The 13,709-nt window shown below is 63.4% G+C and carries 12 protein-coding genes; 4 read left to right on the top strand and 8 right to left on the bottom strand.

Annotated elements, in window-relative coordinates; translation table 11 throughout:
- The first annotated feature begins 52 nt into the window (after window positions 1-52).
- Window positions 53-463, top strand: coding sequence for a hypothetical protein (locus tag ACE191_RS14110; RefSeq protein ID WP_400192877.1), 411 nt, complete (start codon window positions 53-55; stop codon window positions 461-463).
- 147 nt (window positions 464-610) lie between these two features.
- Here ACE191_RS14110 and ACE191_RS14105 read toward each other — a convergent pair whose 3' ends face one another.
- From ACE191_RS14105 to ACE191_RS14090, 4 genes are all read right to left on the bottom strand, one after another.
- Window positions 611-2,227 carry an MFS transporter gene (locus ACE191_RS14105; protein ID WP_400192876.1) on the bottom strand — a complete coding sequence of 539 codons (1,617 nt, stop codon included), beginning with the start codon at window positions 2,225-2,227 and terminating at the stop codon, window positions 611-613.
- A gap of 141 nt (window positions 2,228-2,368) precedes the next feature.
- Window positions 2,369-4,225 carry an alpha-amylase family glycosyl hydrolase gene (locus ACE191_RS14100; RefSeq protein ID WP_400192875.1) on the bottom strand — a complete coding sequence of 619 codons (1,857 nt, stop codon included), beginning with the start codon at window positions 4,223-4,225 and terminating at the stop codon, window positions 2,369-2,371.
- Between the two features lie 114 nt (window positions 4,226-4,339).
- Window positions 4,340-5,047, bottom strand: a complete 708-nt coding sequence (locus tag ACE191_RS14095) for an SDR family oxidoreductase (protein WP_400192874.1) — start codon at window positions 5,045-5,047, stop codon at window positions 4,340-4,342.
- Between the two features lie 78 nt (window positions 5,048-5,125).
- On the bottom strand, window positions 5,126-7,006 hold the full coding sequence (locus ACE191_RS14090) for a glycoside hydrolase family 13 protein (RefSeq protein ID WP_400192873.1): 1,881 nt from the start codon (window positions 7,004-7,006) through the stop codon (window positions 5,126-5,128).
- Between the two features lie 336 nt (window positions 7,007-7,342).
- On the opposite strand from ACE191_RS14090, the gene glgP reads away from it, so the two are divergent.
- On the top strand, window positions 7,343-8,989 hold the full coding sequence (glgP, locus tag ACE191_RS14085; protein ID WP_400192872.1) for an alpha-glucan family phosphorylase: 1,647 nt from the start codon (window positions 7,343-7,345) through the stop codon (window positions 8,987-8,989).
- Between the two features lie 114 nt (window positions 8,990-9,103).
- On the opposite strand, the gene ACE191_RS14080 is transcribed toward glgP, so the two are convergent.
- Window positions 9,104-9,793 carry an arylesterase gene (locus ACE191_RS14080; RefSeq protein ID WP_400192871.1) on the bottom strand — a complete coding sequence of 230 codons (690 nt, stop codon included), beginning with the start codon at window positions 9,791-9,793 and terminating at the stop codon, window positions 9,104-9,106.
- Between the two features lie 236 nt (window positions 9,794-10,029).
- On the opposite strand from ACE191_RS14080, the gene ACE191_RS14075 reads away from it, so the two are divergent.
- Together ACE191_RS14075 and ACE191_RS14070 are read left to right on the top strand one after the other, a co-directional pair.
- Window positions 10,030-10,347 (top strand): thioredoxin family protein, encoded by a 318-nt coding sequence (locus ACE191_RS14075; RefSeq protein ID WP_400192870.1) that lies wholly within the window; start codon window positions 10,030-10,032, stop codon window positions 10,345-10,347.
- Window positions 10,348-10,362: 15 nt separating this feature from the next.
- On the top strand, window positions 10,363-10,605 hold the full coding sequence (locus ACE191_RS14070) for a DUF6952 family protein (protein WP_400192869.1): 243 nt from the start codon (window positions 10,363-10,365) through the stop codon (window positions 10,603-10,605).
- 209 nt (window positions 10,606-10,814) lie between these two features.
- Here ACE191_RS14070 and ACE191_RS14065 read toward each other — a convergent pair whose 3' ends face one another.
- Genes ACE191_RS14065 through crtD form a run of 3 tightly spaced genes read right to left on the bottom strand, consistent with a single transcriptional unit; the run spans window position 10,815 to window position 13,699 of the window.
- Window positions 10,815-11,423 (bottom strand): TetR/AcrR family transcriptional regulator, encoded by a 609-nt coding sequence (locus ACE191_RS14065; RefSeq protein ID WP_400192868.1) that lies wholly within the window; start codon window positions 11,421-11,423, stop codon window positions 10,815-10,817.
- Between the two features lie 37 nt (window positions 11,424-11,460).
- On the bottom strand, window positions 11,461-12,159 hold the full coding sequence (locus tag ACE191_RS14060) for a carotenoid biosynthesis protein (protein WP_400192867.1): 699 nt from the start codon (window positions 12,157-12,159) through the stop codon (window positions 11,461-11,463).
- A gap of 22 nt (window positions 12,160-12,181) precedes the next feature.
- Window positions 12,182-13,699 carry a 1-hydroxycarotenoid 3,4-desaturase CrtD gene (gene crtD / locus ACE191_RS14055; RefSeq protein ID WP_400192866.1) on the bottom strand — a complete coding sequence of 506 codons (1,518 nt, stop codon included), beginning with the start codon at window positions 13,697-13,699 and terminating at the stop codon, window positions 12,182-12,184.
- Window positions 13,700-13,709 lie beyond the last annotated feature (10 nt).

Below are 13,709 nucleotides of genomic sequence, written 5' to 3'. Positions count from 1 at the left end.
CCCGGGCGGGCATCCTTCTAGTTCAGCCGCCGAGTTCTATCACGTTCTAACTATGCAAAACGTCGAGCTGGATTTCCTGCACCTTACCTACCGCGCCGACCTGGGCCTGTTGCTGCTGCGCTGGACGCGGACGGTAACGTCGGAAGAGCACCACGCGGGCTACGCGGCGGCCTGGGAGCTGGCCCAGGCCCAGCAGGCCAGCCGCTGGCTCATTGACCTGCGCACGCGCGGCCTGGCCGAGCCGGCCGACTTCGCCTGGGTGCTGAGTGAATTGCGCCTGCGCCTGGCCACGCTGCCCGCGCCGCGCCGCATGGCCTACCTGGTTACGCCCTACCACGCCGCCACCATCTCGGCGCGCCTCATCGAGCAGGAAGCCGGCCTCGCCGACGAATACCGCGAGGCCGCCCTGGTGCGCATCTTCACCGAGGAACAGGCCGCCCAACGCTGGCTGCAGGCCGACTGACACGTCATAAAAAAGCCCCCGGCTGCTTGCTGGGGGCTTTTTTATGACGTGTCAGTCGCCAGTTATCAGTTGCCAGTTTCCAGTATCAGGCAGAACGAACTGGCAACTATCAACTGATAACTGGCAACTGAATCCGGCAACTGATACCTAAGACTTCGGATTGGTCAGCGGCGGCGTTTCGTAGCCGGGGTTTTCCATCACGGCGGCAACGTGGGTGTCGTCGTCGTCGCGCACGCGCAGGGTGAGCAGGCCGGCCAGCACCATGCTCGCGCCACCCAGCACCAGCGTGTTCAGGGTGTTGCCCTGGAAGAGGTGGGTGGTGAAAAAGCCCAGGATGGTGGCCGCCACAATCTGCGGAATCACGATAAAGAAGTTGAACACGCCCATGTAGTAGCCCATGCGGTTGGGCGGCAAGGAGCCGGCCAGAATGGCGTAGGGCATCGACAGGATGCTGGCCCAGGCAATACCCACCATGGCCATCGACACGATGATGAACTGGGGATTGTCGATGAACTTGAGCGACACCAAGCCCAGCCCGCCGATGAGCAGGCAGAGCATGTGGGTGCGGCGGCGGCTGGTGCGGGCCGCAATCAGCGGAATGATAAAGGCAAACACCGCCGCCACGCCGTTGCGCACCGAGGAGCACAGGCTGAGCCAGTCGGCGCCGTCGTTGTACTGCTGCTGCACGCGCTGCACGGTGGCTTTATCCTCGCCGCTCAGCTGCCCCTTGCTCAGGCCGTAGTTGGCCATGTTCAGGGTGATGATCTTATCGGCCCGGTCGGCCTGAAACTGGTCGATTTCCTTGATGTCCTGCCGCAGCCCGTCCATTTCCTTGCCGCCCGTGTCACCGGCCAGCCGGGAGCTCATGATCTGGCCTTTCAGCGTCTGGTACAGCGACGCGTCCACGCGCATGTTGTAGATGTTGCTGGTAACGGCGTTGGTGGCGTAAATCCACATCGAAAACAGCGCGAACCAAGTGAAGAACTGCACCACGGCCAGCTGGCGCATGGCGGCCGGCATCTGAAAAATGCCCGCGAAGGACTCGCGCAGCCCGTCCCACATGCCCACCTTGGCGTTTTCGGCGCGGAAGGCTTCCATGTCCTCGGGCGGCGTTTCGGTGCTGGTAAACACGGTGTACATCACCGAAGCCAGGAAAGCCGCCGCGCCCACGTAGAAGGCCCACTTCACCGAGGGCGGAATCTCGCCGGCCGGGGCCGTGTTGCTCATGCCCAGCCAGTTGGTGAATACCCAGGGCAGCAGGGCCGCAATAACGGAGCCCACCCCGATGAAAAAGCTCTGCATGGCAAACCCCGCGGTACGCTGCTCCGAGGGCAGCTTGTCGCCCACGAAGGCGCGGAAGGGCTCCATCGAGATGTTGATGGAGGCGTCCATAATCCAGAGCATGCCGCCAGCCATCCACAGGGCCGAGGAGTTGGGCATGAACACCAGCGCCAGCGAAGCCAGCAGCGCCCCAATCAGGAAAAACGGCCGCCGCCGCCCCCAACGCGGGCTCCAGGTGCGGTCGGAGAGGTAGCCCACGATGGGCTGCACCAGCAAGCCGGTTACCGGGGCGGCAATCCACAGAATCGGAATGTCGTCCTTGTTGGCCCCCAGGGTTTCGAAGATGCGGCTGACGTTGGAGTTCTGCAGCTCAAAGCCGAACTGGATGCCCAGAAAGCCGAAGCTCATGTTCCAGATTTGCCAGAAGCTCAGCCGCGGCTTTTTCTGGGAGCTGGTAGCCGAGGGGGCAGAAACGGTTGCCATTGGTGGGAAAAGTGGGGAAAGGGGGTTCAGGGAACAGGTGACGCGTAACAGGTGATGTGGTAATAGGTGACAGGTAACACGTAACAGGTTCGCGGAAACCGACTTGGTACGTGTCACTTGTCACCTATTACCTGTTCCCTATCACTTTTTCGGTTCGATTTCGAGCACGGCGGCCGAGAAGGGCGCCAGGGTGAGGCGGGCCGAGCCGGTAGCGGGGCGGTTGTTCAGAATGTCGGTGTAGGTGAACTGCTGGCGCAGGGGGTCGAGGCCCATGAGCTTCCAGGCCGCGGGCGGAATCTGCAGCGTGGGCACGTAGGTTTGGGTGGCGCTGAAGTTCACGATTACCAGCAGGCGCTGCTTATCGGTGTAGCGCAGGTAGCAGTACAGGTCGCGCTGGTTGAAGGAGCTGCTCAGGTTGTTGGCGTCCTGCAGCTCGTAGAAGCGCCCGCGCCGGATGGCCTCGCTGCTGGTGCTCAGGTTGAGCAGGCGGCCGTAGAAGTCGCGCAGCTGCTTTTGCTGCTGGCTGAGCTTGCCGCCGTCGAACTTGCCGCCGTTGAGCCACTTCTGGTGCTCGGGCACGCCCCAGTAATCGAAAATGGTGGTGCGGCCGTCTTCGCCCGAGAAGCCCTCGGCGCCGCGGCCCGGCTCGCCTACCTCCTGCCCGAAGTACAGCATCACAGGGCCCGAGCCCAGCGTGGCCGATACCGTCATGGCCGGAATGGCGGCCTGGGCGTTGCCGGCGAAGTCCTTGGATGCAATGCGCTGCTCGTCGTGGTTTTCGAGGAAGCGCAGCATGTTCGACGAAAAGCCGCGGCTTTCCTGGCTCCACACTTTGTTGATGTCCTCGGTGGTGCCTTCGCCGCGCATCAGGCGGCGCAGGCCGTCGTAGAGGCCCACCTTGTCGTAGAGGAAGTCGAACTTGCCCTCGGTCAGGTAGCGCTTGTACTGTTTGGGGTCGTAGGCCTCGGCCAGGAATATCACCTCGGGTTTCACTTTCTTGACCTCGGGAATCACCCAGGCCCAGAACTCCACCGGCACCATCTCGGCCACGTCGCAGCGGAAGCCGTCCACGTCCTTCTGCGCCCAGTACACCAGGATGTCGCGCATCTTCAGCCAGGTGTCGGGCACCGGCTCGAAGTAGGTTTTGCGGCCGTTCTGGTAGTCCACGCCGTAGTTTAGCTTCACGGTCTCAAACCAGTCGTCGAGCTTGGGCGCCTCGCTGAACACGTCGTTGCCGGTGGCCTTGGCGGGCGTTTCCTGATACTTCTGGTCTTCCTTGGGGCCCTTCAGGGCGGCGCCCAGCGGGTCGTTGCCCTTGGGCACCACCAGGCTTTTGCCGGGCAGGTAGTAGAAGTTATTGCGGGGCGCGAAGGCCTTGGTCTTGTCGTCCTTCTCACCCAGGTCCACCACGCCGGCCGGCTTGGCGTCCGACTTGTAGCTGCGGGCCACGTGGTTGGGAATGAAGTCGATGAACAGCTTCAGGCCGTGCCCGTGGGTGCGCTTCACCAGGGCCTCAAACTCCTGCAACCGCTTTTTAGGGTCCACGGCTAGGTCGGGGTCCACATCGTAGTAGTCCTTCACAGCGTAGGGCGAGCCGGCGCGGCCCTTCACCACGTCGGCGTCGTCGAGCGGAATGCCGATTTTGCTGTAGTCGGCCATGGTGGCGTGCTCCAGAATGCCGGTGTACCACACGTGCGTAACGCCGAGCTTCTTGAGCTCCTGCAGGGCCGTGTCGGTGACGTCGTTGAACTTGCCCACGCCGTTTTCGGCGGCGGTGCCGTGGGGCTTGTTCAGGGTTTTCTGATTGCCGAACAGGCGCACCATCAGCTGGTAGACCACCAGCTTGTGGTCCTGCGGCACCTCGTCGGTGGTGTTGGGGTCGGCGGCCAGGCCGGTCAGGGGTTCCACGGAAAGCAAAGCCGAAGGGCGGGAAAGCAGGGTAAACGAAGCCAGTCCGAGCGTTAAAGCAGCGGCCGGCAGCAGCAGTTTGCGTTGCATATGGCTCGTAAATTGGTCATTTGTCATCCAACATTTATCATTTAACATTTACCAATGCACACCTACCGGCCCGGGGCCGGCTGATAAGTGATAAATGTTAAATGATAAACGCCCCTACCATTCCTGGCTGAGCGGGTGCAGTGTCAGCTCGTCGATGAGCACGTGGGGCGGGGCTTCGAGTACGTAGCGCACGGCCTGGGCCACGTCGAGGGGCTGCAGGTGGGTTTTTTCCTTGTCCACGCCGCCGGGCTTCGATTCGTTGAAGTAGGTATCGACCAGCCCCGGGTAGATGACGCTGACCTTGATGCCGTGGGGGCGCACCTCTTTGCGCAGGGCGTCGAGCACCGCGTGCTGGGCATACTTGCTGGCCCCATAGGCCGTGCCGTGCACGAAGGTGCGCCGGCTCACGTCGGAGGCAATGCCCACGATGTGGCCCCGGCGCTGCTCCTTGAGGTGGGGCAGGGCGGCCTTGCACAGCAGGAAGGTGCCCTTCACGTTCACGGCAAACATCCGGTCCCACTCCTCGGCGCTGAAGTTTTCGAGCAGGTTGAACGAGCCCACGCCGGCGTTGCACACCACCATGTCGAGGCGGCCGAAGTGGCGCAGGGTCTCGTCCACCACGTTCTGCGCGTCCTGCTCGTCGCTCACGTCGGCAGCTACGGCCAGGCCGTTGGTTTTCTGGGCCACCTCCAGCAGGTCGTCTTCGGTGCGGGCCACGCACACCACCTTGGCGCCCTGCACGGCCAGCAGCGTGGCAATGGCCCGCCCGATGCCCCGCGAGGCCCCGGTAACAATGGCTACTTGGTTGGTTAAATCGGTCATGGGCGGCGGCGGTTTGCCAATAAGATACAACGCCGCCCGGAAAACGGATTTCCGGGCGGCGTTGGTTGCCGGGGGCGGCTACTTTTTCAGCTCCAGCACCCAGGCCGTGTAGGCGGGAACCTTCAGGGCCTTGAGGTCGGATACCGTGGCGCCGGTGGTGATTTCGGCGGCCGAGGCAAAACCATTCAGGCGCTCGGCCATGCGGGCCGTGTCCACGGTTTTTTCCTCCTTGCCGGCGTTCATCACCACCATCACCGTCTCGCCCGCGTCGTTGTAGCGGAAGTAGGTGTACACGCCCGCGTCGGGAATAAAGTGCATGTACTTGCCGGTGTGCAGCACGGGATGGGTTTTGCGGTACTGGGCCAAGCGGCTCACGTAGTCGAAGGCCTCGTTCTGCTGGGCTGAGCGGCCGGCCTTGGTGAAGCGGTTTTCCTTGTCGCCGGGCCAGCCGCCGGGGAAATCCTCGCGCACCTTGCCGTCGGGGTTGGAGTAGTTTTTCATCAGCACCTCGGTGCCGTAGTACAGCTGCGGGGTGCCGCGGGTGGTCAGCAGCCAGGCCATGCCCATCTTGAACTTGTTGAAGTCCTCGCCGATGACGGAGTAGAAGCGGCTCACATCGTGGTTGTCGAGGAACACCACGTTGCGCTGCGGGTTCTCGTACATCCAGTCGGTTTGCATGGTGTAGTAAAGCTTGTTGATGCCCTCGGTCCAGCCCGCATCCCTGGTCAGCGCCTCGTTCATGGCGTACTGCAGCTGAAAGTCGAGCACGCCGGGCATGTTGGACTTGAAGCCCTGCACCTCGGGGAAGATGTTGCGGGCGAAGTAGGCCTGCTGGCCCGTGCCCTGCACCCAGGTTTCGGCAAACATGCCCAGCTGCGGGTACTCATCCAGAATGGCCTTGCCCCAGTCCATCAGGAACTGGCGGTCGGAGTAGGTGTAGGTGTCCACGCGGTAGCCGTCGAGGCCGGTGTACTCCACCCACCACAGAAAATTCTGAATCAGGTAGTTGGCCACCAGCGGGTTGCTCTGGTTGAGGTCGGCCATGTGCTTGTCGAACCAGCCTTCGCCGAACTGCTTCCGGTCGTAGCGCGACACGTAAGGGTCGTTGAAGGCCGCGTCGCGGAAGTTGCTCTTCGTGAACTCGTTCCACTGGTGAAACCAGTCCTTGGCCGGCGCATCCTTCACCAGGTAGCCCGAGGTACCCATGTGGTTGAGTACCACGTCGTGCACTACTTTCAGGCCCTGCTGGTGGGCGTTCTGCACAAAGCGCACGTAGTCGTCGTTCGAGCCGTAGCGCGGGTCAATCTTGTACCAGTCGGTTACGGCGTAGCCGTGGTAGCTGGCCTTGGGCTCGTCGTTTTCGACCACCGGCGTGGGCCAGATGGCCGTTACGCCCAGCTCCTTGAGGTAGCCGAAGTGGTCTTCGATGCCCTTCAGGTCGCCGCCGTGGCGCGAGAACATGGAGTCGCGGGCAATGCCCGGGGCGCGCATGCCCTTCACAATGTCATTTTTGGGGTTGCCGTTGGCAAAGCGGTCGGGCATGAGCAGGTAAATGAAGTCGGAGCCGTCGATGCCCTGCACCTTCGACTTGTCGCCCGGCGTGCTGCGGGCGCGCAGCTCGTAGTCGAACTTCACCTTCTTGGCGCCCTTGAACTCCAGCGGCAGCTTGCCCGGCTTGGCCGCGGAGCCGATGGTCAGGTTCAATACCAGGTAGTTGGGGTTTTCCAGCTTCTGGGTGCCGTCCAGGGTCACGCCTTCGTATTTCAGGCTGGCCGTGCTTTGCCCGATGCCGGGGCCGTAGACCAGCAGCTGCAGCTTGGGGTTTTTCATGCCCACCCACCAGAACGTGGGGTCGATGCGGATGATGGCGGCGGGCTTGGCCGGTGCGGCGGCGCCGCTGGTTGGGGCGGGGCCGAGCAGCAGCAGCCACAGCGGCAACAGGGAAAGGAGGCGAATCATATGGGGATGCGGAAAGCTCACCCCGCGGCAAAACACCGCGTGGTCAGGCAAAGTAGCGGCTTTCGGCGTCGGCATCAAAGCCCGGGCAAAATGCAAACGATTGCGGCGTCAATAGACTTTGCCAGGCCCGATTTTAGGGCGCGCCTGCCCCGAGCTTCCCAATAGCGCCCCGGCAGCCGCTTTGCATTAAAGAAGCTGACAAACAACCAGTTCAACAAGCTGGTTGCGCTTGGCTGCGGACGCTTTCGTAGCTTCACGGCCCCGGTTGAGCCCCGGCTGGGCAGCTGCTTCCCACCGGCTGCCTTCGTTTTTCCGTTCTACTTTTCACTATCGCCAATGCCCTTCACCTTCGACGTTTACCAGCCCGCGGCCGAATACAGCCGCCGCGCGGCCTACTTTTCCATGGAGTTTGCCCTCGACCAGGCCCTGAAAACCTACTCCGGTGGCCTGGGCTTTCTGGCCGGCTCGCACATGCGCTCGGCCTACGAGCTCAAGCAGAACCTGATCGGCATCGGCATTCTGTGGACCTACGGCTACTACGACCAGGGCCGCCAGCAGGACGAGACCCTGCGCGTCGACTACGTGCACAAGCACTACAGCTTTCTGCAGGACACCGGCGTGGTGTTCGACATCAGCATCCACTCGGCGCCGGTGAAGGTGCGGGCCTACTACCTCGCCCCCGAGGTGTTTGGCACTGCGCCCATGTTCTTTCTCACCACCGACATTCCCGAAAACGACTACCTCTCGCGCACCATCTCCCACCACCTCTACGACGCCGACCTGGCGGCCCGTGTGGCCCAGAGCATTCTGCTGGGCGTGGGCGGCGGCAAGCTGCTCGACGTGCTGAACCTGGTGCCCGAGGTGTACCACCTCAACGAGGGCCACGGCCTGCCGCTGGCGTTTCACCTCTACCAGAAGCACGGTAAGTCGCTGGCCGAGGTGCAGCAGCGCCTGGTGTTTACCACCCACACGCCCGAGCTGGCCGGCAACGAGGAGCACGGCATGAAACTACTGGAAGACATGAGCTTTTTCGCCGGCGTGTCGGGCGACGAGGTGCGGCGCCTGGGTTTGGTGGAAAATGAGCGGCTAAACTACACCCTGGCGGCCCTGCGCATGGCCCGCAAGGCCAACGGGGTATCGGCCGTGCACGGCCGCGTGGCCAACGAGATGTGGAAGCACAACGCGGGCATCTGCCCCATCATCCACATCACCAACGCCCAGAACGGCACCTACTGGCGCGACCAGCCCCTGCACGCGGCCCTGGAGGCCGGCGACGTAGAGGCCCTCAAAGCCCGCAAGCGGCAGCTCAAGCAGGAGCTGTTCAAGGAAGTGGCCAACCAGACCGGCAACCTCTTCGACCCCGACGCGCTGACGGTGGTGTGGGCGCGGCGCTTTGCCGGCTACAAGCGCGCCAACCTGATTCTGCACCACTTCGAGCGGTTCCAGGAGCTGGTTACCCGCGCCGGCCGGCCGGTGCAGATCATCTGGGCGGGCAAGCCCTACCCCAAGGACTACGCCGCCATCGGTTTGTTTAACGAGCTGATCAAGAGCACCCGGCACCTGAAAAACTGCGCCGTGCTCACCGGCTACGAGCTGGGCTTGTCGGCCCTGCTCAAGAAGGGCTCGGATGTGTGGCTGAACACGCCGCGCTTCCCGCGCGAAGCCTCGGGCACCAGCGGCATGACGGCGGCCATGAACGGCTCGGTGAACCTGAGCATTCCCGACGGCTGGATTCCCGAGTTCGTGCGCCACGGCGAAAACGGCTTCCTGATTCCGCTGGCCAACATCAACGAGCCCGAGGCCCACAAAGACGCCGTGGAGGCCTCCGGCGTACTCGACGTGCTCGAGAATGAGCTGATTCCGCTCTACTACGACCATCCCCAGGACTACTGGCAGCTGGTGCAAACGGCCATGCGCGAGGTCGAGCCCATGTTCGACTCGGGCCGCATGGCCCAGGAGTACTACGAGCTGATGTATTCGTAGGGCTTAGACAAACCCTGGTCTACGCTCAGCTTAGTCAACGCGGGGTCCGCAGCACTTGCTGCGGGCCCCGCGTGCATTTTGGCCTCCACGCTCTAATTCCTAAGTCCCTAAGACCTAATCCCTCCTCAACACCGGCTCCAGCACCTGCCATACGTTTTCGGCCACGATGCGGTAGCCGGCGGCGTTGGGGTGGGCGCCGTCGGGCAGGTTCAGCTCGCGGCGGCCCAGCACGCCCTGCAACAGGAAGGGCACGAAAGCCAGGTGGTTTTTCTCGGCCAGCGGCCGGAACTGGGCCTGGAATTCCTCGGCGTAGCGCGCGTAGCGGTGCCCGCCGAAGGCGCTCAGGTCGAAGGGAAACTCCAGGCCCACCAGCACGATTTCGGCTTCGGGGTACTGGTGCCGCACGCCGTCGATGATGCGCTGCAGGTTCTGGGTGGTTTCGCGCACCGGAATGCCGCGCAGCCCATCGTTGGCCCCCAGCTCCAGCACGAACACATCGGGGCGGCGCTTGCCGAGCACGGTGGGCAGGCGCTGCAGGCCGCCGGCCGTAGTTTCGCCGCTCACGCCCGCGTTGATGCACTGCCAGGCCAGCCCCAACGAGTCGATTTTCTGCTGGATGAGGGCCGGGAAGGATTGCTGCGGGGGCAGGCCGTAGCCGGCCGTGAGGCTGTTGCCAAAGAACACGATGTTGCGCATGACAGGAGGAACTGGCGCCACCGAGCCGGACGGGTCGGTACGCCCGGCCCCGTCCGACTGGCAGGCGGCAAGCAGGCAGCATACGAAAATCCAGGTCAGCAGGCGCATAGGGCAGAGAGACGGGGGCCGGGCCGGCGCGGCCGCGGCTCTGCCGGCTATACTGCGGCTGCCCCCTGCCGGGTTGCGCGGCAACCGTAGCCCCGCGGCTTTGCGTAGTCGGCCGGCGGGCCGACTACGCAAAGCCGTCCGCCCGGCCGAAACTTTTTTCTGCCGGAATGCTTTTACCTTCGCGGCCAGATAAGAATGATTCTTATCTGAACAGCCGCTTACCTTTTACCATCCTCATGGCCGTTACCAAAGCTTCTGACGCTGAATTCCAGCAACTTCTGCAAGACCACGACAAAGTAGTGGTGAAATACTACGCCGACTGGTGCGGCAACTGCCGCCTGTTCAGCCCCAAATTCAAGCGCCTTTCCGAGCACGAAGCCAACCAGGGCGTGGCGTTTCTCGACGTAAATGCCGAGCACAGCCCCGAGGCGCGCAAAGCGGCCGGCGTTACCAACCTGCCTTTCTTTGCCGTGTTCAAAGGCGGTGAGCTGGTCGATACGGTGTCGGCCAGCAAGGAGGAAGCCGTGGTGGCGCTGCTCGAAAAAATCCGCTAAGCCGCTCCCGTCATCATGAAAGTACCCGTTATCAAGCGCCTGGTCGAAACCCAGAGCCTGCAAAGCCTGGTGGAAGCCGAGGAAGCCCTGCTCGACGAGCGTCAGCCCTCCTTCGAGGTCGAGGGCGACGACGAGGGCGAGCAGCTCACCCACGTATTCGGCGCCATCTGGATTCTCAACCACATGCAGGACCACCACGTGGAGTTCCCCGCGGCCCTGCGCGAGTTCACCAAGAAAGTGCGCGTGTCCATCAGCTGATTGGGTGAGGAGGTGACAGGTAACACGTGACACGTGACAGGTTGCCCTATCGTCACCTCCCCTCCGCCCCTGCCATCAAGTCTGTAACGACCAAGGCCGCTCCTCGGAGCGGCCTTGGTCATTTAAGCGGAGCTCCGGACAGACTCCCGAAACGTGTTACTTGTTACCTGTTCTGTGTCACCTTTTACCTGTCACCTGTCACCCAACACTTACATGCGGGCGAAGTGGGCGGCGGCGGCCTGCATGCCTTCGTCGGTGCACAGGCCGCGGATGTAGTAGAGGTAGATGCTGCGGTACACCTCGGCCAGACTGTAGCGGCTGGGGGGGAAGATGTTCTCGTTGATCATCAGGTTGAACATCTCCATGATGATCTTGGTCACCAGCCCGATGTTGATGTCGGCGCGGATCATCTTGTGCAGCACGCCCTCGTTGAGCAGGTTGTGCAGCTGCGGGTAGCTGTAATCGTTCATGTGCTGCAGGCCCCGGTTCCAGGCCTCGGGAAACTGCTGCATGTCGATGATGTACTGCGGCGACACCTTGCGCAGGTCGCGGATGCCGATTTCGAGCAACGACAGCAGCCGGTGAATCGGGTTCTGCACCTGGGCGTACAGCTCGGTGTGTTCCTGCCGCTGCCGCTCGATGTCGTGCTCCACGGTTTGCAGCACCAGGTCGGCTTTGTCGCGGAACATCTCGCGGAAGGTGCTCGGCGAAATGTCGAGGCTGGTGGTAATCTGCTCAACGGACAGTGCGCTGATGCCTTGGGTAATAAATAACTGGTAGGCTTCTTCCAGCAGGGTGTCGCGCAGCGTTTTATTCATGAAAATGGGAAAGCGGGCAGAGAAGCGGCCGGGTAAGTTAGCGGATCAGCCAGCCCAAACCAAAAAAGAATAGCAGCTGTAGCATGTACACGAAGGGCACCAGCGGATTGCGGCCGGCCTGCACCTGGCTGCGGTTCAGGTACACCTGCAGGATAAAGGAAACGGCAAACCACCCCTGGAAATTCCGCAGCGGAATCACATCGAAGCGCCACTGCCACCAGCCGAAATGCACTGCCACCGGCTCGATGCACACGTCGAGGCCCACCATGAGCACGGCCGCCAGCAGGGCCCGCGCCAGCGGCGGCAGCGGCAGGCGCTGGGCCAATCCGCCGGCCAGGTAAGTCAGGATCAGCCAGTTCAGCCCAATGATGACGGGTACGCCCAGCAGCCGGGGTCCCAGCGTGGTGCCGTAGTCATAGCTGCCAAATAACAGTCCGGTGCGCACGCCTACCACCTCCACGCCGTAGCCCACCAGCATCACGGTGAGGGCAAACCAGCCGAACATAGGTGCCGGGCTGTGGCGGTCGAAGGCCAGCAGCAAGGCGGCCGTCAGCAGCAGGTTCAGCGGCACAAACTGCAGGTAGAAGCTCGGGTCGGCCGACAGGCCCAGGCCAAGCAGGCCGGTTACATGGAAGAGCACGAGCACGAACTGGGCCAGCCGCAGGCGCCGCCGGGCCGGGTCGGGAGAAGCAGGGGGCGGCAGCACGGGCGCAGCAACGGGTTCGGAATGGGGCATGGCGGTAATTATTAATTAATAATTAGGAATTATTAATTAAGTCGGCAACGATCTGGGCGGACAGCAGGCAGAGGGGAATTCCCCCGCCGGGATGCACCGAACCGCCGCAAAAGTACAGCCCTTCCAGCCGACCCGAAAAGTTGGGGTGCCGCAGGAAGGCCGCCAGCCGCGTGTTCGACGAGCTGCCGTAGAGCGCCCCGCCCCACGACGAGGTGTCGGCGGCAATGCCCGGCGGCGTCCACACCCGCTCGGCCCGAATCAGGGAAGCTACGTCGAGGCCCAGTGCCTGGTTGAGGCGGCGCAGCACCGCGGCGCGGGTGCGCTGCTGCAGGGCGGGCCAGTCCTGGCCCTGGTCGTGGGGCACGTTCACCATCACAAACCAGTTTTCGTGGCCGGGCGGCGCGTCGGCGGGGGTTTTCTTGCTGGTGATGTTCACGTACACCGTCACGTCGTCGGCCACGGTCTGCTCCCGGAAGATGGCCTCGAACTCGCGTCGGTAGTCCTGCGAGAAAAAGATGTTGTGCACGCCCAGCTCGGCAAACTCCCGCTCCACGCCCCAGTAGAAAATCAGCGCCGACGACGAGCGGGGCTGGGCCAGGGTGCGCTCGGGAGCGGGCTGCTGGGGCAGCAGGCGGCGGTAGGTGGGCACCACGTCCATGTTGCTCACCACCCGCCCGAAGTCGTACACGTCGCGGTTGGTGCGCAGCCCCGTCACGCGGCCGCCGGCAGTCAGAATTTCCTCTACCGGCTCGTGGTAGCGAAACTGCACGCCCAGCTCCTCGGCCAGCTGCACCAGCGAGCGGGCAATGCTGTAGATGCCGCCCTCGGGGTAATAGGCGCCCAGGCCGTGCTCGAGGTGGGGAATGAGCGAGAGCGTGGCCGGTGCCTGGTAGGGGTCCGAGCCGTTGTAGGTGGCGAAGCGGTCGAAGAGCTGCACCAGGCGGGCGTCCTGCGGAAAGGCCTGCTGGTGGCGGCGGTGCATGGTGCTCAGCAAGCCCAGGCGCGGCAGCTCGGCCACGGCCCGCAGCGTGTCGCGGCTCAGGTAGGTAGCGGCCCGGTGCAGCGACTTGTGCAGGAAAGTGGGCGCGGTGGCCTCGTAGGCGCGCCGGGAGCCGCGCAGAAACTCCCGCACCTGCTCCGCGGCCACGCCCAGCTTGGCCTCGACCTCCTGGGCAAACCGGTCTTCGTCGGCCCAGGCCGTGAGGCGGGTGCCGTCGGCGAAGAAGTACTGGGTGATGGGGTCGAGCCGCTCGTAGCGGAAGTAGTCCTCGGGTCGACGTCCGGCCAGTCGGAACAGCTCGTCGACCAGCCCCGGCAAGGTAAAGAGCGAGGGGCCGGCATCGAAGCGGTAGCCGCCGGGCAGCTCGAACTGGTGCATCTTGCCCCCAAACGAGCCGGCGGCCTCGAATACCGTGACGCGGTGCCCGGCTACGGCCAGCCGCACGGCCGCGGCAATGCCGCCGATGCCGGCGCCGATGATGGCCACGGGTTGTTTGGGAGCGGACAGGGAGCGTTTGCGGCCGGTGGGCAGAAAGGGCATGGAAAGTTGA

The sequence above is a fragment of the Hymenobacter sp. B81 genome, from assembly GCF_044628455.1.
Taxonomy (GTDB): Bacteria; Bacteroidota; Bacteroidia; order Cytophagales; family Hymenobacteraceae; genus Solirubrum.
This window is presented reverse-complemented; position numbering and strand designations above follow the sequence as displayed.

Excerpts from the sequence above, each read along its gene's own strand:
- ACE191_RS14110 (WP_400192877.1), top strand. The coding sequence starts at position 53 with ATGCAAAACGTCGAGCTGGATTTCCTGCACCTTACCTACCGCGCCGAC.
- ACE191_RS14105 (WP_400192876.1), bottom strand. The coding sequence starts at position 2,227 with ATGGCAACCGTTTCTGCCCCCTCGGCTACCAGCTCCCAGAAAAAGCCG.
- ACE191_RS14100 (WP_400192875.1), bottom strand. The coding sequence starts at position 4,225 with ATGCAACGCAAACTGCTGCTGCCGGCCGCTGCTTTAACGCTCGGACTG.
- ACE191_RS14095 (WP_400192874.1), bottom strand. The coding sequence starts at position 5,047 with ATGACCGATTTAACCAACCAAGTAGCCATTGTTACCGGGGCCTCGCGG.
- ACE191_RS14090 (WP_400192873.1), bottom strand. The coding sequence starts at position 7,006 with ATGATTCGCCTCCTTTCCCTGTTGCCGCTGTGGCTGCTGCTGCTCGGC.
- glgP (WP_400192872.1), top strand. The coding sequence starts at position 7,343 with ATGCCCTTCACCTTCGACGTTTACCAGCCCGCGGCCGAATACAGCCGC.
- ACE191_RS14080 (WP_400192871.1), bottom strand. The coding sequence starts at position 9,793 with ATGCGCCTGCTGACCTGGATTTTCGTATGCTGCCTGCTTGCCGCCTGC.
- ACE191_RS14075 (WP_400192870.1), top strand. The coding sequence starts at position 10,030 with ATGGCCGTTACCAAAGCTTCTGACGCTGAATTCCAGCAACTTCTGCAA.
- ACE191_RS14070 (WP_400192869.1), top strand. The coding sequence starts at position 10,363 with ATGAAAGTACCCGTTATCAAGCGCCTGGTCGAAACCCAGAGCCTGCAA.
- ACE191_RS14065 (WP_400192868.1), bottom strand. The coding sequence starts at position 11,423 with ATGAATAAAACGCTGCGCGACACCCTGCTGGAAGAAGCCTACCAGTTA.
- ACE191_RS14060 (WP_400192867.1), bottom strand. The coding sequence starts at position 12,159 with ATGCCCCATTCCGAACCCGTTGCTGCGCCCGTGCTGCCGCCCCCTGCT.
- crtD (WP_400192866.1), bottom strand. The coding sequence starts at position 13,699 with ATGCCCTTTCTGCCCACCGGCCGCAAACGCTCCCTGTCCGCTCCCAAA.